This is a genomic window from Spiroplasma endosymbiont of Acasis viretata, assembly GCF_964031275.1.
In the GTDB taxonomy this organism is placed as follows: Bacteria; Bacillota_I; Bacilli_A; order Mycoplasmatales; family VBWQ01; genus Spiroplasma_E; species Spiroplasma_E ixodetis_A.
This window is the reverse complement of record NZ_OZ035019.1, coordinates 1,058,932-1,078,937: the sequence shown is the minus strand read 5'-3', so window position 1 is coordinate 1,078,937 and position 20,006 is coordinate 1,058,932. Positions and strand designations below refer to the sequence as shown.

19 protein-coding genes and 5 pseudogenes are annotated in these 20,006 nt (G+C 23.0%); 7 read left to right on the top strand and 17 right to left on the bottom strand.

The window, feature by feature from the left end; all coding sequences use genetic code 4:
• Positions 1-3 precede the first annotated feature (3 nt).
• Positions 4-762: a hypothetical protein gene (locus AAHM96_RS06030; protein ID WP_342272951.1), complete on the bottom strand. Its 759-nt coding sequence runs from the start codon at positions 760-762 to the stop codon at positions 4-6.
• 382 nt (positions 763-1,144) lie between these two features.
• Between AAHM96_RS06030 and AAHM96_RS06025 the strand changes: the two genes are divergently transcribed.
• The gene (locus AAHM96_RS06025) at positions 1,145-2,149 is read left to right on the top strand and encodes an IS3 family transposase (protein ID WP_342272950.1); all 1,005 of its coding nucleotides are present in this window, start codon (positions 1,145-1,147) and stop codon (positions 2,147-2,149) included.
• Here AAHM96_RS06025 and AAHM96_RS06020 read toward each other — a convergent pair.
• From AAHM96_RS06020 to AAHM96_RS06010, 3 genes and pseudogenes are all read right to left on the bottom strand, one after another.
• Positions 2,132-2,320, bottom strand: a pseudogene (locus AAHM96_RS06020) (transposase); the annotation flags it as partial. The gene AAHM96_RS06025 and the pseudogene AAHM96_RS06020 overlap by 18 nt on opposite strands.
• A gap of 33 nt (positions 2,321-2,353) precedes the next feature.
• Positions 2,354-3,143, bottom strand: a protein-coding gene (locus AAHM96_RS06015) for an IS5 family transposase (protein ID WP_342272949.1) whose coding sequence is annotated in 2 segments (ribosomal slippage) — positions 2,354-2,881 and positions 2,883-3,143 — 789 coding nt in all. Because the reading frame shifts where the segments join, the coding sequence is not laid out codon by codon here.
• Positions 3,144-3,223: 80 nt separating this feature from the next.
• The gene (locus AAHM96_RS06010; protein WP_342272948.1) at positions 3,224-3,859 is read right to left on the bottom strand and encodes a hypothetical protein; all 636 of its coding nucleotides are present in this window, start codon (positions 3,857-3,859) and stop codon (positions 3,224-3,226) included.
• Between the two features lie 414 nt (positions 3,860-4,273).
• Here AAHM96_RS06010 and AAHM96_RS06005 point away from each other — a divergent pair, with 414 nt between their 5' ends.
• Positions 4,274-5,092 carry an IS5 family transposase gene (locus tag AAHM96_RS06005; protein WP_342272947.1) on the top strand — a complete coding sequence of 273 codons (819 nt, stop codon included), beginning with the start codon at positions 4,274-4,276 and terminating at the stop codon, positions 5,090-5,092.
• On the opposite strand, the gene AAHM96_RS08560 is transcribed toward AAHM96_RS06005, so the two are convergent.
• Both AAHM96_RS08560 and AAHM96_RS06000 read right to left on the bottom strand, forming a co-directional pair.
• The gene (locus AAHM96_RS08560; protein ID WP_425288786.1) at positions 5,084-5,197 is read right to left on the bottom strand and encodes an HNH endonuclease; all 114 of its coding nucleotides are present in this window, start codon (positions 5,195-5,197) and stop codon (positions 5,084-5,086) included. The two genes, AAHM96_RS06005 and AAHM96_RS08560, sit on opposite strands and share 9 nt — an antisense overlap.
• A 577-nt stretch (positions 5,198-5,774) precedes the next feature.
• A pseudogene (locus AAHM96_RS06000) lies at positions 5,775-6,104 on the bottom strand (transposase); the annotation flags it as partial.
• Positions 6,105-6,170: 66 nt separating this feature from the next.
• Between AAHM96_RS06000 and AAHM96_RS05995 the strand changes: the two are divergent.
• A protein-coding gene (locus tag AAHM96_RS05995) for an IS5 family transposase (protein ID WP_342272945.1) occupies positions 6,171-6,945 on the top strand; the annotation gives its coding sequence in 2 pieces (ribosomal slippage) (positions 6,171-6,431 and positions 6,433-6,945; 774 coding nt in all).
• On the opposite strand, the pseudogene AAHM96_RS05990 reads toward AAHM96_RS05995, so the two are convergent.
• Positions 6,937-7,266: pseudogene (locus tag AAHM96_RS05990) on the bottom strand (transposase); the annotation flags it as partial. The gene AAHM96_RS05995 and the pseudogene AAHM96_RS05990 sit on opposite strands and share 9 nt — an antisense overlap.
• Positions 7,267-7,332: 66 nt before the next feature.
• Here AAHM96_RS05990 and AAHM96_RS05985 point away from each other — a divergent pair.
• Positions 7,333-8,113 (top strand): IS5 family transposase gene (locus AAHM96_RS05985; protein ID WP_425288743.1). Its coding sequence is split into 2 segments (ribosomal slippage): positions 7,333-7,602 and positions 7,604-8,113, totalling 780 coding nucleotides; the frame shifts between segments, so codons are not numbered across the junction.
• Here the strand turns inward: AAHM96_RS05985 and AAHM96_RS05980 are convergent.
• Together AAHM96_RS05980 and AAHM96_RS05975 are read right to left on the bottom strand one after the other, a co-directional pair.
• Positions 8,100-9,338: an IS256 family transposase gene (locus AAHM96_RS05980; protein WP_342273737.1), complete on the bottom strand. Its 1,239-nt coding sequence runs from the start codon at positions 9,336-9,338 to the stop codon at positions 8,100-8,102. The genes AAHM96_RS05985 and AAHM96_RS05980 overlap by 14 nt on opposite strands.
• Positions 9,339-9,509: 171 nt before the next feature.
• Positions 9,510-9,905: pseudogene (locus tag AAHM96_RS05975) on the bottom strand (IS256 family transposase); the annotation flags it as partial.
• Between the two features lie 104 nt (positions 9,906-10,009).
• Here AAHM96_RS05975 and AAHM96_RS05970 point away from each other — a divergent pair.
• Positions 10,010-10,987, top strand: coding sequence for an IS3 family transposase (locus AAHM96_RS05970; protein ID WP_342272824.1), 978 nt, complete (start codon positions 10,010-10,012; stop codon positions 10,985-10,987).
• Positions 10,988-11,032: 45 nt separating this feature from the next.
• On the opposite strand, the pseudogene AAHM96_RS05965 reads toward AAHM96_RS05970, so the two are convergent.
• Positions 11,033-11,557: pseudogene (locus tag AAHM96_RS05965) on the bottom strand (transposase); the annotation flags it as partial.
• A gap of 125 nt (positions 11,558-11,682) precedes the next feature.
• On the opposite strand from AAHM96_RS05965, the gene AAHM96_RS08555 reads away from it, so the two are divergent.
• Positions 11,683-12,075 carry a transposase family protein gene (locus AAHM96_RS08555; RefSeq protein WP_342272745.1) on the top strand — a complete coding sequence of 131 codons (393 nt, stop codon included), beginning with the start codon at positions 11,683-11,685 and terminating at the stop codon, positions 12,073-12,075.
• 2 nt (positions 12,076-12,077) lie between these two features.
• Positions 12,078-12,500, top strand: a complete 423-nt coding sequence (locus AAHM96_RS08550; RefSeq protein WP_425288769.1) for a transposase family protein — start codon at positions 12,078-12,080, stop codon at positions 12,498-12,500.
• A gap of 58 nt (positions 12,501-12,558) precedes the next feature.
• Here the strand turns inward: AAHM96_RS08550 and AAHM96_RS05955 are convergent, their stop codons facing one another.
• The 7 genes from AAHM96_RS05955 to AAHM96_RS05925 form a co-directional block, all read right to left on the bottom strand.
• Entirely contained in the window at positions 12,559-14,046 is a 1,488-nt protein-coding gene (locus tag AAHM96_RS05955) for a VWA domain-containing protein (RefSeq protein WP_342272941.1), read from the bottom strand.
• A gap of 14 nt (positions 14,047-14,060) precedes the next feature.
• The gene (locus AAHM96_RS05950) at positions 14,061-15,638 is read right to left on the bottom strand and encodes an AAA family ATPase (protein WP_342272940.1); all 1,578 of its coding nucleotides are present in this window, start codon (positions 15,636-15,638) and stop codon (positions 14,061-14,063) included.
• Between the two features lie 22 nt (positions 15,639-15,660).
• Complete coding sequence (locus AAHM96_RS05945; protein ID WP_281749118.1) at positions 15,661-16,281, bottom strand: hypothetical protein; 621 nt, start codon at positions 16,279-16,281, stop codon at positions 15,661-15,663.
• 331 nt (positions 16,282-16,612) lie between these two features.
• On the bottom strand, positions 16,613-17,074 hold the full coding sequence (locus AAHM96_RS05940) for a hypothetical protein (protein WP_281749117.1): 462 nt from the start codon (positions 17,072-17,074) through the stop codon (positions 16,613-16,615).
• A 234-nt stretch (positions 17,075-17,308) separates the two neighbouring features.
• On the bottom strand, positions 17,309-18,934 hold the full coding sequence (locus tag AAHM96_RS05935) for a hypothetical protein (protein ID WP_342272939.1): 1,626 nt from the start codon (positions 18,932-18,934) through the stop codon (positions 17,309-17,311).
• 22 nt (positions 18,935-18,956) lie between these two features.
• Positions 18,957-19,568 (bottom strand): hypothetical protein, encoded by a 612-nt coding sequence (locus tag AAHM96_RS05930; RefSeq protein ID WP_342272938.1) that lies wholly within the window; start codon positions 19,566-19,568, stop codon positions 18,957-18,959.
• A 229-nt stretch (positions 19,569-19,797) separates the two neighbouring features.
• Positions 19,798-19,947, bottom strand: coding sequence for a hypothetical protein (locus tag AAHM96_RS05925; protein ID WP_342272937.1), 150 nt, complete (start codon positions 19,945-19,947; stop codon positions 19,798-19,800).
• Between the last annotated feature and the right edge of the window lie 59 nt (positions 19,948-20,006).

Sequence of the window (20,006 nt, the reverse complement as noted above, 5' to 3'; positions counted from 1 at the left end):
AATTTATTGATAATTTCCTAACAAAGAATAATTCATTATTCTAATATAAAAATTAAAATTAGTTTGTTCTAAGCGCATAGCGCATTTAACCAATTCATCTAAAATTATCAACTTATTAGTAAATAAAGTTTCATATGAAAAAAAAGCTTTTAAATTTAAATCAGTACTATCTTTTGTCAGCAATGTTTTTCTGGTTTCTAAATCCAACAAATAAAATAACATTAATAAACTTCCAAACTCATAATTATTTTTTATGTTTGTTTCATTCTTAGTTAAATTAATAAAAATATTACCACTAATATTTACCAATCTTTTAATTATTAGCAAACTTTCTTTTTTCAAATTAGAATTATTTATCAAAAAATTAGGTAATATTACTTTTGAAGTATCATCAAACCAAACTTTTATTTGATCTTTACATCCAAGTAATAATAAAAGTTCCTTGGCATTTTGATAATCATCTAACTGTTTTTCTTGACGCTTAAAAGTAGGAATTAAAGCAGAAATAGTTAATATAAAATTTGCAACTAATCTTAAATATTCTTTATAAGAAATTTTATTGAAATATAAATAAACACTTATTATTTTCATAAACATTAAATTTTGATTACTATTAAATATTAAGTTATAAGTATTACGATAATCTTTTGCTTTTAAATGACCTATTTTTTTTTTAATTTCGCGCTTAAAAAAATAATTACTTTTTAAAAGCAAAAGATGGTTAAATAATCGATATTCGGGAATCATTTTTTTTACTTCCAATCTAATTATATATTTTTAAATTTAATCTTAAAATAATTATAACATTGAAATAAATAAGTACATAATGTTACTTATTTATTATATTTAATTGCCAATAATATCATTGATAATTAATTATATTTAATATATAAATTTAAAAAGTTATTTTAAATAATAACTTTTTAAATCCATTCTTAACTAAAATCTTTTTTTCTTATAAAGAATTTATTAATCTCAAAGAAGAACTTAATTTTTCTTCTGCTTTATCTTCATTTGGCAAACTAGGTGGTTGGCGCCACTTAGCCCTTTTTACTAGACCATTAATTTAAAAAACCTGAATGTATTCTAAAAACAATTGTGTTATATAATTAACACTAATTTTAACCTGAAAGGATTTTTATTAATGGATAAAATTAAACAAATAGCATTAGTAATTAACAAATTAAATATCAAAGAAAAAATTAAAATTATTGATGATTGTAAAAATCAATATTCAATTAGAAACCTATGTCAATATCTTCAATTAAACAGATCAACATATTACTTTTTAAAAAATAAACAAAAACCTATTAAAAAAGAAGAAAATCATATTATTAAATGCAATCATAAATATCAAAAAATATGCCAACTTTTAATCGAATTTCATTCTACAAGAAAAGGCAGAATTTATGGATATTTAAGAATTTTTTCAGCTTTTAAAGAGTGATTAAAACAAGAAAAAAATATCATTTTAAATATAGAATTATCAATAAAACAAATGCGAAAAATTATGAAAGAACACAATATTCAAGGATTAAAACAAACTAAAAATAACTATCCTAAAAACAAAAAAAATCCAAATAAGTGAATACCTACAATGGATAAAGTAAACAAAGATTATAAAAGTACAACCTCTTCAAATCAAATTTGATCAATGGACACTAAACAAATAAATACTAAAGAAGGATGATTATATCTTTTTGTAATTATTGATTTTTATTCAAATAATGTTGTTAGTTATAATATTGCTCCTAATAAATCATATCAGGATTTAATTCTTCCTGCTCTTGAAAAAATCAACAAACAATTTTCTTGAAATCAAGTAAAAAATGTTATTTTACATTCAGATAACGCCAACGAATTTTATTGTCACGATATCACAAAATGAGCAGAGGATAAACAAATAATTTTAAGCAAAAAACAACCTTATGATATTGGTGGTAATGTATTATCTGAAAACTGATTTTCTCATTTATCTCAAGAATGACTACCTAAAGGATCAAATCAATATTTATCCATCAATGAAGCTATAAATGATGTAAATCAATATGTTATGTTTTATAATTATGAAAGAATACATTCTAAATTTCTAAAACCACCAATTTTACAAATTAAAATTCTAAGAACCTGTTTAAAATCTTTTCAATAAAATTGAAATAAAGGCAAGAACAACCATTTGTAAGCTAGTATTTAATTTTTTTTCACAATTTTTTCATAATCTTCTGCATTTTTCTAATCATGCAAAACTTCGTTCTACAACTCATCTTTTTGGTAATACTACAAAAGAATGTAATTCATTACGTTTTATAACTTCAACATTTGAATTTATAATTATTTTAATTTTAGAACCTGTTTAAAATCTTTTCAATAAAATTGAAATAAAGGCAAGAACAACCATTTGTAAGCTAGTATTTAATTTTTTTTCACAATTTTTTCATAATCTTCTGCATTTTTCTAATCATGCAAAACTTCGTTCTACAACTCATCTTTTTGGTAATACTACAAAAGAATGTAATTCATTACGTTTTATAACTTCAACATTTGCATTTATAATTGTTTTAATTTTAGAAGCAAATTTTTCACCAGTATAACCAGCATCTACTAGTATTTTTTGAACTGCAGAAAGATTCTCTTTTTCATTTTCAATCATTATTATAGCACTATTACGATCTGTTTTTTCTGCTGTGGTTATGTAAATTGCATGTGGTAAACCTTGAGAATCAACAGCAATATGACGTTTTATTCCTGAAATCTTTTTACCAGCATCATAATCTTTATTTTTAGTAGTATCTGTATTTTTAACACTTTGTGAATCAATTATACAAAAACTAGTTTGTTCTTTTCTACCATTATTGATACGAAATGCCTTGACTAATTTTTTTTAAAACTAATTGTAATACACTAGGTTCTTTATCATTATTTTTACTTCAAGCTTGAAAATAATAATATACAATTTGTCATTTTGGAAAATTTTTTGGTAACATTCTTCACTGGCAACCACTTTTTAATACATATAAAACTGCACAAAATACTTCATATAAATCTAAACTTCTTGGTTTAGTTCTCTTTTTAGTATTTTCTAAAATTGATTTTATATTTTCAAATTGCTCTTTGCTAACATTACTAGGATAATTTTTACACATATATACCTCTTATTTTAAAATATATAATCATTTTATCCTATTCTCTAAAAGATTTTAAACAGGTTCTAAAATAACTTTTATTATTTCTTAGTTTTAATATTTCTAACTTCTTTTAATTGTTTTTTTAACGTTTTTAATTGCAATTGTAAATCTTCATATGATGGTAAATCATCACTTTTAATTTCTTCTTTTTTGTTTTTACTATAATCATTAGTTTTTTTTGATAATTGTGGAGGATTAACTCATAAATTTTTTAAGCCATATCAAAAAATAGTAAGTAAACTTAAACCAATACCTGCTCAAGGAATTGTTCATAAATCTTTAAAAGGAATAGTTTGAAAATTTCTAATATTAAAGTAATTAAAAAGTACTAATACAAAAAGTATCAATACTAAGATTATTAATAACATGTGTATAGCAAAAACTGATCTTGAAAAAGGTTTTTTAATAAAAATTAATGGTATTAAATAAGTTAAATTAAAAATCAATAATGTTCCAAAAGTATATAAAGAAACTATACTATCACTAGTCATTAATTGTTTATAAAAACTACTAGTGATTGGTTCTTTATTAACGATTAAAGTAATAATAATAGCAATATTGTTTTTTAATGGAACACCCCAATTAAATAATGGAAAAATTGATAAACTAATTGTTACTGTTAAAACACTAATAATAACTAATGTTTTACTTAAAATTAAATTATTTTTTTTCATATTATCCATCTCTCATTATCAGTTTATTTTTCCCTCTAATAATATTTTATCATTATTAAAGCAAAAAAATAACTATCAAAAATTAAGATTAAGATTTATTTTTAGTTTTAGCTAAATTTATCATAAAAAAATTATAAACAAATCCCTATTAAAATTCATAACATAAAAAAGTTCTAACAAATATATTTAGCCTAATAATAAAAATCCATTAATATACCTAAATATTTTTTCCCTATGATATTTTATATATTCTTTTTGTTCATTATTAAATCTTAACTGTTTATTTTTAATAATTTTTTTAAGCTTATACACATCATTATTTGGTAATAAATCAGAAAATATAATAGACTTGGTGCAAAACCTTTAATTTTAATAATTTAACGGTTATTATTAATATCAAAGGTGATAATTATTATGTTAAAAAAATACAAAGATGAACAAGAATTTTATAGTTTAGTGGGAATAAAACTACAAACATTTCAAAAAATGGTTGAAATTTTAAAAAAAGCTGAAGCAATTAAAAAAGCAGTTGGTGGTAAACCTAATAAATTATCAATAGAAAATCGTTTATTAATGACATTAGAATACTGAAAAGAGTATAGTAGTTATAGAGTTATTGCAAAAAGATATAATATTAGTCATACTAGCTGCATTCGTAATATTTTTTGAATTGAAAATACTTTAATAAAAAGTGGAATTTTTAATTTATCTGGCAAAAAAGATTTAATCAAAAATAAAGGAATCAATAATACTTTACTAGCTATTGATGCTACTGAAACTCCAATTGAAAGAATTAAAAAAAAACTAAAATTACTTTTTTCGGGTAAAAACAAACATCATACTCTTAAATCGCAAATAATTATTGATATTTTAAATGGAAAAATTATTTCAACCGCTTTTTGTTTTGGAAGCATTCATGATTTTAAATTACTTTTAAAATCTAAAACTTTTATTCATCCAGAAAAACAAGTTTTTGTTGATTCAGGTTATCAAGGAATACAAAATATTCATAAAAATACATTTTTGCCATTTAAAAAAAGTAAATACAATAAATTAATACCAATTCAAAAAGAATACAATAAAACTTTAAGCAAAATTAGAATTAAAATTGAACACGTATTTGCTAAACTAAAACGTTTTAAAATTTTAACTTTAAAATATCGCAATAAAATACGAAGATTTGCATTAAGATTTAATTTAATAGCAGAAATATATAATTTTGAATTACCTTAGTTTTGTACCAAGTCTAATATAGCCATTAATATCAAATGTAATTAATCCGCGATCAAAAAGTTTATCAAATATAGCACTAAGTAATAAAACATTATTTAAATCTATTTTTTCTTTCTCTTCAGAAAAAACGAGGCTTTTATGTAATCTGTGTATCTTTGTTTTACAAAGTACTAGTTTAGATTAATTCTATCTTCAAATTTTATCATTAAATGAGCAATTGCTGTATTTCAATTTTGAATGGGCATTGTTCATTTTTGGTGGTTGGCCCTTAATTACTGGACCATTTTTGATATAAAATTCTAAATTTTAATTTGTAAAATTGGTGGTTTTAGAAATTTAGAATGTATTCTTTCATAATTATAAAACATAAAATATTGATTTACATCATTTATAGCTTCATTGATGGATAAATATTGATTTGATCCTTTAGGTAGTAATTCTTGAGATAAATGAGAAAATCAGTTTTCAGATAATACATTACCACCAATATCATAAGGTTGTTTTTTGCTTAAAATTATTTGTTTATCCTCTGCTCATTTTGTGATATCTTGACAATAAAATTCGTTGGCGTTATCTGAATGTAAAATAACATTTTTTATTTGATTTCAAGAAAATTGTTTGTTGATTTTTTCAAGAGCAGGGAGGCTTTTATGTAATCTGTGTATCTTTGTTTTACAAAGTACTAGTTTAGATTAATTCTATCTTCAAATTTTATCATAAAATGAGCAATTGCTGTATTTCAATTTTGAATGGGCATTGTTCATTTTTTTGTTATATTTTCAATTGCTAAATAAAATATTTTAAAAACTGCCATATCATTAGGAAAAACTTTTTTATTTCTGATAACTTTTCGTAATTGACTATTTACAGATTCAATAGCATTTGTTGTATAAATCACTCTTTTGATTTCTGCAGGATAACTAATAAAAACCATTAAATTATCTCAATTTTTATATCAAGATTTAGCAATTTGAGGATATTGTTTATTTCACTTATTTTCAAAGGATTCTAAGAACCTGTTTAAAATCTTTTAGAGAATAGGATAAAATGATTATATATTTTAAAATAAGAGGTATATATGTGTAAAAATTATCCTAGTAATGTTAGCAAAGAGCAATTTGAAAATATAAAATCAATTTTAGAAAATACTAAAAAGAGAACTAAACCAAGAAGTTTAGATTTATATGAAGTATTTTGTGCAGTTTTATATGTATTAAAAAGTGGTTGCCAGTGAAGAATGTTACCAAAAAATTTTCCAAAATGACAAATTGTATATTATTATTTTCAAGCTTGAAGTAAAAATAATGATAAAGAACCTAGTGTATTACAATTAGTTTTAAAAAAAATTAGTCAAGGCATTTCGTATCAATAATGGTAGAAAAGAACAAACTAGTTTTTGTATAATTGATTCACAAAGTGTTAAAAATACAGATACTACTAAAAATAAAGGTTATGATGCTGGTAAAAAGATTTCAGAAATAAAGCGTCATATTGCTGTTGATTCTCAAGGTTTACCACATGCAATTTACATAACCACAGCAGAAAAAACAGATCGTAATAGTGCTATAATAATGATTGAAAATGAAAAAGAGAATCTTTCTGCAGTTCAAAAAATACTAGTAGATGCTGGTTATACTGGTGAAAAATTTGCTTCTAAAATTAAAACAATTATAAATGCAAATGTTGAAGTTATAAAACGTAATGAATTACATTCTTTTGTAGTATTACCAAAAAGATGAGTTGTAGAACGAAGTTTTGCATGATTAGAAAAATGCAGAAGATTATGAAAAAATTGTGAAAAAAGAGGCTTTTATGTAATCTGTGTATCTTTGTTTTACAAAGTACTAGTTTAGATTAATTCTATCTTCAAATTTTATCATAAAATGAGCAATTGCTGTATTTCAATTTTGAATGGGCATTGTTCATTTTTTTGTTATATTTTCAATTGCTAAATAAAATATTTTAAAAACTGCCATATCATTAGGAAAAACTTTTTTATTTCTGATAACTTTTCGTAATTGACTATTTACAGATTCAATAGCATTTGTAGTATAAATCACTCTTTTGATTTCTACTGGATAACTAATAAAAACCATTAAATTATCTCAATTTTTATATCAAGATTTAGCAATTTGAGGATATTGTTTATTTCACTTATTTTCAAAGGATTCTAAGAACCTGTTTAAAATCTTTTAGAGAATAGGATAAAATGATTATATATTTTAAAATAAGAGGTATATATGTGTAAAAATTATCCTAGTAATGTTAGCAAAGAGCAATTTGAAAATATAAAATCAATTTTAGAAAATACTAAAAAGAGAACTAAACCAAGAAGTTTAGATTTATATGAAGTATTTTGTGCAGTTTTATATGTATTAAAAAGTGGTTGCCAGTGAAGAATGTTACCAAAAAATTTTCCAAAATGACAAATTGTATATTATTATTTTCAAGCTTGAAGTAAAAATAATGATAAAGAACCTAGTGTATTACAATTAGTTTTAAAAAAAATTAGTCAAGGCATTTCGTATCAATAATGGTAGAAAAGAACAAACTAGTTTTTGTATAATTGATTCACAAAGTGTTAAAAATACAGATACTACTAAAAATAAAGGTTATGATGCTGGTAAAAAGATTTCAGAAATAAAGCGTCATATTGCTGTTGATTCTCAAGGTTTACCACATGCAATTTACATAACCACAGCAGAAAAAACAGATCGTAATAGTGCTATAATAATGATTGAAAATGAAAAAGAGAATCTTTCTGCAGTTCAAAAAATACTAGTAGATGCTGGTTATACTGGTGAAAAATTTGCTTCTAAAATTAAAACAATTATAAATGCAAATGTTGAAGTTATAAAACGTAATGAATTACATTCTTTTGTAGTATTACCAAAAAGATGAGTTGTAGAACGAAGTTTTGCATGATTAGAAAAATGCAGAAGATTATGAAAAAATTGTGAAAAAAAGAGGCTTTTATGTAATCTGTGTATCTTTGTTTTACAAAGTACTAGTTTAGATTAATTCTATCTTCAAATTTTATCATAAAATGAGCAATTGCTGTATTTCAATTTTGAATGGGCATTGTTCATTTTTTTGTTATATTTTCAATTGCTAAATAAAATATTTTAAAAACTGCCATATCATTAGGAAAAACTTTTTTATTTCTGATAACTTTTCGTAATTGACTATTTACAGATTCAATAGCATTTGTAGTATAAATCACTCTTTTGATTTCTACTGGATAACTAATAAAAACCATTAAATTATCTCAATTTTTATATCAAGATTTAGCAATTTGAGGATATTGTTTATTTCATTTACTTTCAAACGATTCTAAAGCCTGCATTGCTTGTTCTTCACTACATGCAGTATAAATTGGTTTTAAATCTGCAACTAGAGATTTTCTATGCTTATATGAGACATATTTCAAACTATTTCTAATTTGATGAACTATGCATAATTGATGTTCTGTTTTAAGATAAACTGATTGTATTGCTTCTGACATGCCTGTTAAATTATCACTGCAGGCAATAAGAATATCATTTAAGCCACGATTTTTCATTTCTGTTAAATTTGCTAATCAAAATTTAGCACCTTCATTTTCACTAATTCATAATCCTAAAACATCTTTTTTGCCTTCTAAATCAACTCCTAATGCTATATAAACTGATTTATTAATAATCCTTTTATCTTGTCGTACTTTCACTACTATGCAATCAAAATAAACAATCGGATAGACACTTTCTAATGGTCGATTTTGTCATGCTTTTACATCATCAATAACATCATCAGTAATTTGGCTAATAACACTTTCACTAATATCAGCACCATGATATAACTCTTGTAATTGCATTCTAATATCTGATAATGTCATACCTTTTGCATATAAAGAAAGAACTTGTTGATCAAAACAATGAAATCTTCTTTGTCTTTTTGCAACTATTACAGGATTAAAATTACTATTGCGATCTCGTGGTACATCAATCTCAATTTTACCTTGTTGAGTTATTAATTTTTTTGAACTTATACCATTACGAGCATTGTCACTATTACTATGTTGATTCTTATCATATCCTAAATAATTTTGAATCTCAGAATTCAACATTTTTTCAACTAATCTTTTTGTTAATTCTTTATACAATCCTCCCTCTTTAAAAACTGTTGTTAAATATTCAGTATTTTCTAATAATAAATCTACTGCTTTTGATATTGGATCATTATTATTAATATTTTGCTTTTTAGCCATCTGTAACTCACTCTTTCTAGTCATTTAATTATATTTACTAGAATTAATTAAACATAGTTATTTTTGTAAGTTACACAGATTACTAAACATTACCGAAAAAAAATTAAATACTAGCTTACAAATGGTTGTTCTTGCCTTTATTTCAATTTTATTGAAAAGATTTTAAACAGGTTCTAAAGCTTGCATTGCTTGTTCTTCACTACATGCAGTATAAATTGGTTTTAAATCTGCAACTAGAGATTTTCTATGCTTATATGAGACATATTTCAAACTATTTCTAATTTGATGAACTATGCATAATTGATGTTCTGTTTTAAGATAAACTGATTGTATTGCTTCTGACATGCCTGTTAAATTATCACTGCAGGCAATAAGAATATCATTTAAGCCACGATTTTTCATTTCTGTTAAATTTGCTAATCAAAATTTAGCACCTTCATTTTCACTAATTCATAAACCTAAAACATCTTTTTTGCCTTCTAAATCAACTCCTAAAGCTATATAAACTGATTTATTAATAATCCTTTTATCTTGTCGTACTTTCACTATTATGCAATCAAAAGCCACTTAGCCCTTTTTACTAGACCATTAATTTAAAAAACCTGAATGTATTCTAAAAACAATTGTGTTATATAATTAACACTAATTTTAACCTGAAAGGATTTTTATTAATGGATAAAATTAAACAAATAGCATTAGTAATTAACAAATTAAATATCAAAGAAAAAATTAAAATTATTGATGATTGTAAAAATCAATATTCAATTAGAAACCTATGTCAATATCTTCAATTAAACAGATCAACATATTACTTTTTAAAAAATAAACAAAAACCTATTAAAAAAGAAGAAAATCATATTATTAAATGCAATCATAAATATCAAAAAATATGCCAACTTTTAATCGAATTTCATTCTACAAGAAAAGGCAGAATTTATGGATATTTAAGAATTTTTTCAGCTTTTAAAGAGTGATTAAAACAAGAAAAAAATATCATTTTAAATATAGAATTATCAATAAAACAAATGCGAAAAATTATGAAAGAACACAATATTCAAGGATTAAAACAAACTAAAAATAACTATCCTAAAAACAAAAAAAATCCAAATAAGTGAATACCTACAATGGATAAAGTAAACAAAGATTATAAAAGTACAACCTCTTCAAATCAAATTTGATCAATGGACACTAAACAAATAAATACTAAAGAAGGATGATTATATCTTTTTGTAATTATTGATTTTTATTCAAATAATGTTGTTAGTTATAATATTGCTCCTAATAAATCATATCAGGATTTAATTCTTCCTGCTCTTGAAAAAATCAACAAACAATTTTCTTGAAATCAAGTAAAAAATGTTATTTTACATTCAGATAACGCCAACGAATTTTATTGTCACGATATCACAAAATGAGCAGAGGATAAACAAATAATTTTAAGCAAAAAACAACCTTATGATATTGGTGGTAATGTATTATCTGAAAACTGATTTTCTCATTTATCTCAAGAATGACTACCTAAAGGATCAAATCAATATTTATCCATCAATGAAGCTATAAATGATGTAAATCAATATGTTATGTTTTATAATTATGAAAGAATACATTCTAAATTTCTAAAACCACCAATTTTACAAATTAAAATTTAGAATTTTATATCAAAAATGGTCCAGTAATTAAGGGCCAACCACCAAATAAACAATCGGATAGACACTTTCTAATGGTCGATTTTGCCATGCTTTTACATCATCAATAACATCATCAGTAATTTGGCTAATAACACTTTCACTAATATCAGCACCATGATATAACTCTTGTAATTGCATTCTAATATCTGATAATGTCATACCTTTTGCATATAAAGAAAGAACTTGTTGATCAAAACAATGAAATCTTCTTTGTCTTTTTGCAACTATTACAGGATTAAAATTACTATTGCGATCTCGTGGTACATCAATCTCAATTTTACCTTGTTGAGTTATTAATTTTTTTGAACTTATACCATTACGAGCATTGTCACTATTACTATGTTGATTCTTATCATATCCTAAATAATTTTGAATCTCAGAATTCAACATTTTTTCAACTAATCTTTTTGTTAATTCTTTATACAATCCTCCCTCTTTAAAAACTGTTGTTAAATATTCAGTATTTTCTAATAATAAATCTACTGCTTTTGATATTGGATCATTATTATTAATATTTTGCTTTTTAGCCATCTGTAACTCACTCTTTCTAGTCATTTAATTATATTTACTAGAATTAATTAAACATAAGACTTGGTGCAAAACCTTTAATTTTAATAATTTAACGGTTATTATTAATATCAAAGGTGATAATTATTATGTTAAAAAAATACAAAGATGAACAAGAATTTTATAGTTTAGTGGGAATAAAACTACAAACATTTCAAAAAATGGTTGAAATTTTAAAAAAAGCTGAAGCAATTAAAAAAGCAGTTGGTGGTAAACCTAATAAATTATCAATAGAAAATCGTTTATTAATGACATTAGAATACTGAAAAGAGTATAGTAGTTATAGAGTTATTGCAAAAAGATATAATATTAGTCATACTAGCTGCATTCGTAATATTTTTTGAATTGAAAATACTTTAATAAAAAGTGGAATTTTTAATTTATCTGGCAAAAAAGATTTAATCAAAAATAAAGGAATCAATAATACTTTACTAGCTATTGATGCTACTGAAACTCCAATTGAAAGAATTAAAAAAAACTAAAATTACTTTTTTCGGGTAAAAACAAACATCATACTCTTAAATCGCAAATAATTATTGATATTTTAAATGGAAAAATTATTTCAACCGCTTTTTGTTTTGGAAGCATTCATGATTTTAAATTACTTTTAAAATCTAAAACTTTTATTCATCCAGAAAAACAAGTTTTTGTTGATTCAGGTTATCAAGGAATACAAAATATTCATAAAAATACATTTTTGCCATTTAAAAAAAGTAAATACAATAAATTAATACCAATTCAAAAAGAATACAATAAAACTTTAAGCAAAATTAGAATTAAAATTGAACACGTATTTGCTAAACTAAAACGTTTTAAAATTTTAACTTTAAAATATCGCAATAAAATACGAAGATTTGCATTAAGATTTAATTTAATAGCAGGAATATATAATTTTGAATTACCTTAGTTTTGCACCAAGTCTAATATTTATATTTTATATAAAAATTATTTTTAAACGAAATGCATTATTTTATTTTTTTAGTTTTAGCTAAATTTAATGCAATTTTTCGCGCAGCAAATGGATCACGAGGATCATAATGTCAATAATTAGTAAAATATTTTTTAAAATTATTAGGTAATGTTGAAGAAGCAATATTAATAGCATGAAAACGATTAGCTTTTGCTTTTAGTTGTAACATTAAATTAATATTATTTTTAGTAATATTAGCAGATAAAAAATCAGAAACTACCAATAAGTCTGCATTATGATATGTCTTAGATTGCATAATTGTTAAAGCATGACTAATAGCTGCATTAATATTAGTATGTCCTTTAAAACTATGACCTAAAAAATGAATTAGATTGGGAATTGATGAAACTAAATTAGATAAGTCATAAGTTTCAAATTTACCAGAAAAATTAATCATATAGCACGGTCTTTTTTCTTGTAAAGCAATTTTACTAATAGCCAGCGCAATTGATTTTGCAATAATTTCTGGACTATGACTCATTGATTTAGATGTATCAATGCATAAGATAAAAGGGCCTTCACTTTCGGGAATTGGTACTTCTACAACTTCTTCAACAAGATGTTCAGTGGCAACTAAATCCATTGATTCAAACTCTGTAATTGCTAACTTTTCTTCAACAAATTTTTTATAAAAAATGGCATTTAACTCTGGAATAGCAAGATTAACTAATTCTAATGGTAATAAATGTTCTAAATCTTTACCCTCGGTAATTCCTACTATTTCTTCAGGCCATTTTCCTAATGGCTTTAATTCATATTCAATTTGTACTTTTTGATGAATCTGCTTTTCTGTTAAACCTGAAATTCCTTTTCAACGACCAAGTAGTCTAGCAATTTCAATAATAGCTGGATTCTTATTTAAAATTTCACCATATTGTATAATAGTATTTAAATTAATTTTTTTAAAATCATTTAAATCTCCTTCTCAAAATCGTCCAAAAAAATTTCAAGCAAAACCAATAATATGCCTTACTTCATTAATAATTTTAATATTATTACTTCACATTGTTAAATACTTTTGACGCATTTGCATAGTTTCAAATAACTTATAATTTACAATTCTTTGAACAATTAAACTTTCTCAATGTCTTGTAAAATTATCAAAAGTTAATTTACTATTAAGTTTACGATCCTTAAATTTTTCTTGAAAATAATTAAAATAATTAATCATTAGTGAATCAAGAGTTTTTGCCCTAGTGTAAATTTCTTGTCAATTATTTTTTAATCTATCAATACCATTAATCATAACTCAGAAATATAATCGTAATTCTCTTTTAATGATGGGACTAATAACAATATTTTTACTTTTTTCTAAAACTTCATTTAAATAAAAATGACTAATTTGTTGATCAAATTCCGGAGCTAATCAAGCAAAATTTCTTTTAAATCAAGCAAAAATACTTAAATTTGTTTCTGATAAAGACATTTTTTTTAATTTGGTTTCTAAAATTTGTGAAACATAGGATTCAATTAATTCTTCCATACTAATCACCTATTTTAATTAACATCAGAATTATTATTAGTGTCATTAACATTTGGGATAGTTATTGGTGAATCTTCAGTTAGTGATTCTGATGAAAGAGTCTTTTCGGTTTCTGCCTCAGGTATTTGTGAAATTTTATCAAAAAATGCCATTTCTAATAGTGATTTAAATTGTTCATCAAAAAATATAGAATTGGTTTTACTTAAACGATGATATTCTTGTTCAAAATGTACTTTTAATTCATTAATTTGTTGCTTTAAATCTTTAATTTGACTATTAATATTTCCAAATTGTGATTTACTATCAGTATTAGTTAATTCAACTTGAATTATAGAATTATTTGTAATATTTATTAATTCACTAGAATTCTTTAATTGTAGTTCAAACTTCTGATTACCTTCCATTTTACTTAAACTTTTACCATAAAATAATTGAATATTATGACTTTTTTTATTACGTCGTAATAATAACTGAAAATCCTTTCTACTAATAAAACAAATTGGAAATTCATCACTATGTCATAATAAACGATAATATATACCTTTAATTTCTTCAGAAAATGGATTGGAGTAAATAGATGGTTGATTTTGACTATCTTTAATGTTTTCGGCATTATTACTTAATGTTTCCAACTCACTTTCCAGTTCAATCTGATTTTGTTTTAATGTGTAAGTTAAATCTTCACAATATGCTTCATTGAAAAGTTTTGTATATTCTTTTTCTTGAACTTCATTATCTCAAATACAGTAAGGAATAATCAATAAATCAGGCTTATCAGTAGTTGTTCTGCCATTATAATAAGCTGAAGCTTTTATTAATTTTGCAATTTTTTTTCATCTTCGATCAGAAATGTAAGCTTTACCATTAGTTGCTTCTGTTAAAATTTTACGAAAACGAGAAATAAAACTTAATGTTTCTTTGCTTAAAGTAACAGTAGTTTCCAATTCTTTTAATCACTTTTCATATTCAGATGTTTTAATTTGTAATTCAAGCGGAACTTTTACTTCTAAACTAGTAATACTTTCTAGCATATCATTAAAATTTTCTTCATTAGTTAAACCATAAACTATCATTCTAATAATAAAACGATCAAATAAAGCTTCTAAACCTTTACCGCTTTCTGGTAATTCATTGGAAGCTGAAATTAATAGTTTTAATGGTACTTTGATATCAACACCACCATTACGAAAGATTTTTTCATTAATAATAGTTAGTAAAGTATTTTGAATTGAAGGGCCTGCTTTTCAAATTTCATCAAAAAAAGCAATATCAACAGCAGGTAAATATTGATCAATAATTCTTACATAGTTACCTTTTAATAAATCTTTGATTGAGATTGGTCCAAAAATTTCTTCTGGAGTAGAAAAACGATTCATTAAATATTCAAAATTTCGTCCATCATGAAGCGCATATTTAATTCGTCGTGAAATTAATGATTTAGCAATTCCTGGTAATCCTAATAAAAATATTGATTCTCCTGATAATAACGCCAAAATAGCAAGTTTAAAAACAGTTTCTTTTTCATAAACATCAGCGCTAATTACTTTAATTAATTGTTCAATTCGCTTAGAAAGTAAACTATCTGTATTCATTATATTCTCCTTTACTTATTATTTATTCGACACTTAATTCTCTTCTTACATCATCACTTTTAACAATTAATAAACAAGCAGCAATTAATCATAAAACAGTTATTAATAAAACAATAATCATAAATATTGGAACTTCTGCAGAAACAGTTTCATTTACTAATCCATTAACCACTAACAAAATTGTACAAAATACTTCTAAAACTATAAAATAAGCAATTGCTAAAATAATATAAACAATTGATCATCCAAACATAGCACTAGCAGTGCGACCAATCGCTACTGGTAAATAAAATATAAAATTAAATCCCAGAGTTATAATTAAAAATATATAAATTATATAAGTTGGGTTCATGTTACTACCTTTATTACTCAAAATTTGATTAACCAAATTGTTAGCTAAAAAATAAGAAAAAATTAAATGAAAACATGAAACTGTAAGTAACAAAATACGAGCAATATTTTCCATTTTTGAACTTCAATACATTCTTTTAAATTTAATACTATCACTTAATAACGGATTATAAGTAGTAAAACGTTGTTCTTCAATATCTTTAAATGATTGATTATCATTATTTGATTTGATAATACTATTATCAACATTTGACAATGGAGTATTTTTTAAGTCATCTTTTTTTTCTTCCATATATCTAACACCCCTTATTTTTTATTTATATTATAACTTATTTTAGGTATTAAAACTTAATAATAGTATCTGATATAAATCAAAATTATAAACGTTTAATTTTACAAAATTATTAAATAAACATATTATCAAATTTAAATTTATTTTTTTAAGATATAATATGACAAAATTAAAAAAACAAAAAAATAATTATTTAACTTTGACCATCCAAAATTAAATAATTATTAAAAATATTTTTTAAATAAATAAGAAATTATAAATCAATATATAAAATAAAATATTTTGTTGATTCACTAAAGATAATACTTAATATATTTTAAAAACAAAATACCTAATGAACATAATAACTGTTAATTATTTCACATTTTTGGATTGCATCTCAAAAATTATTATTTTTTATTTTTACTTTTAAACCAATAATTAAAAAAGTTAATGCAATAGTAAAAAATCCAAAAATTGGAGTTAAAATTATACAAAAAATAACTCCAATTTGTAACTGAACTCAATCATAATAACCATCATAATTATGAATTACTGATGAACATATATTTTCTGCAGAATGATTTAAAATATAATTTACACTCATATAATTTAATAAACTAAATCCATTTGTTATTTCTAGTGTTATTTCTATAATAAGTCTTTTTTCTTTATATAATTTAAGATTTTCAAAAAAACTTTTATCAAAACTTGAAAAACCAATTAACATTAAACCAATTACCATAATTAAAATAGTTAAAATAAATAAAAATAAGGTTGCTAATTTTAATTTTTTATATTTTTGCAATATCATTTATAATTTTCCTTTCAAAATAAAAACCCATTTGCTTTTATCTCAACAAACAATGGGTTAAAAACTACTATATTATTTATATTTTTTATACATAAGAATAATAACAAATTTATATTAATTTTACAATTAATAACCTATATAATTAAAACTATTTTATATAAGTAGTATGAATATTAAATTATAGTTATCAAAATTTAACCCATTTTCATAAAATCAACACTTATTTTTAAGTATTTAAATTCACTTTACTTTAAAAGTAAAATTAAAACTATGGGGCTTGGGAACATAGTCACTGCTTATCAAATCTTTTCCAATATGAAATCTAATTTTTTTAATATCATTAGTCTTAATAATATCAGTTGCCTTTAATGATAAATTATTACCATCAATATCTAAAAAACTAAAAGCACTTAACTCATTAATTTGCATCTTTAAAGCTTTAACAAAATATCCTTTAAAAGTAGCAAGTGATTTAATAACAAGATTTCAATTAATATTTGGATCAACCGTCGAATCAGGATAATCTAATAAGAAAAAAGTAGAATTATTTTTTGCAAATTGATACATTTCTTGTCAATATTTATTTTCTAAAAAAGTTTCTAGATCACCAATATTAACATAATCATTAACATTAATATTTTCAATACTATTATTTATTGAATTTGAAAAACCAAAATAATAACTCAATTCCTTATATTTAAAATGATTACCACTATTATCACTAGTCAATAATACATGTGGAGGACTATATTTTATTAATGATTCATCACTATCTACTGCTTCTTGTACCATACTAAAAGGAACAAAATCAATAGGATTAACTTTAAGATAATCAATAACCTCTTCAATACTTGTTGGTTTTAAATCAATGAAATCATAAACAACATTTGGATTAGAAACATATGTTATATAAAAAGGTTTTAATGGAAAATTTGAAGAATATGAATAAAGATTAACATATTCTTTGGAACTATTCACAGCATTACCAACATAATTTAATTCGGGATGATGAACTAATTCGAAATATGGTTCAATAGTAGCTACATCATTAAAATCAATATCTGCTAAAGGAATTGTTGATATTATTGGATAAAGATGAGTATCACTAGCAAATTCTTCTTTATAATCATTAATAAATTTATTAATTTCATCTTCGATTGTTTTATAAACAACAGTATTATCAATTTTATCCGCATAATAAAAATTAGTTGGTAAATAACCATGTGTTCATTGTTCTTGCAAATAATCACTACCATTTGGAAATTTTCCTGAAATATGTTTACTAAATTTTCCTTCAAATTGATTAAACATCATAAATTTTTCATAAAATTTAGCAGTATTTTTAATTAATGCAATTACTGGTATTTTAAATTCAATAAATGAAGATTGTAACTTTAATTTTAAATCAAATTTATTAACACCATCAGTTTGAATTAAACTCTTATCTAATTCATCATTACTATTAGGTTTATAAAAAGTGAAATCATAATTAGTAATATTAGTTGGAAAAAAACTATCTCATCAAGATTCTTTTATTAATAAATCAAAAACTTGTTTTTTTGATTCTTCTTCAAAAAATGGCAAACGTAAATTTTTATTACTACTATCAATTGGAACATCATTCATATCAACAACAATTGATTCTTCTGGAATATTTTGTTTAAAATAACCAATATTAAAAGCACTCTGCATAGCAAGAGCAATAAAAAAAGTACTAATTGCTAAACCAATTATCATAATTAAAGAAATAGTTATTGTCAGAAAAGTTTTTTTTACTTTTACTGGTTCTACTTTACCAGTAACGTATTTAGTAATATTATTTAGTTTTCTTCAATCATCATTATCTTTCTTTTTAGCCATATATTATTCACCTAAATTTTCATTATCTAAAACTTAATTCATACATTTTAATAATACTTTTAATTAAATATTTTTTATTTTCAATAGTATTTAATCATCAATGTAAAATAGCAATTCATCATAATAAGAGTGCTATAACCGCGAAAATCAATACTGTCATTCGATAAGGACTGTCACTATAAGAAAACATAAAAAAACTAATACCAATAATTATTAAATTAACAATAGAACCAAATATTAAAAAAAATAAACAACTTAAACCAATACCTCTAATAGTTTTAGATAAAAAAACGGGTAAAATCATAATTAAAATTATAAAAGCAAATAAAACAGTAACTAACATTGCTACTACTTTTAATATTGCACTTTGAAAAACTGGTGCTGATGGTATACCAGGAAGATTAGCAACCAATTGACCAAAACCAATGCCATTAAAAAAAATGAAACCAATTCAAAAAATTTGAATAATTAAAATAAATATTCGCGAAAAACCATCACCAAGACTAGTAAAATAAACTCTTGTTAAATTTAAATCTAATAATGAAGGTAAAGGAGTTTCCTTTAATTTCTTTAACTCTTTTTGACCAATAAGATTACTTGTAATTAAAAATTGTTTATCTAATGATTTATCCATATCTTTCACCCATCCTATAAAATAATTATAATGCATTTTATTTAAAAACTATATAGTTAACTTATATCCAAATTTTAAATCTATAAAATAATTAAATTATTATTTTAAAATAAATACAAACATAATTAACAACATCTATTTTAACTACAAGTAATATGAAAAATAAACAATAATTTTCAATAGTTATTGTTTATTTTAATAATATAGTATTGTTTAAATATTTTTTTGATTATATGGAGTTTCCAGAAATACTTACACTTGCTAAGTGTGAATGAGAATCTGATAAATCTATTGAATTTATTTGTTTTCACTTATCAACTTCATTATTTAGACTTTCTATATTTTCATCACATACAGATTGTAATTCAATATTATCCATAATTAATATTTCTTCTTCATTATTTATATTTATTAATTCTTGTGATTTATTTGCATTAT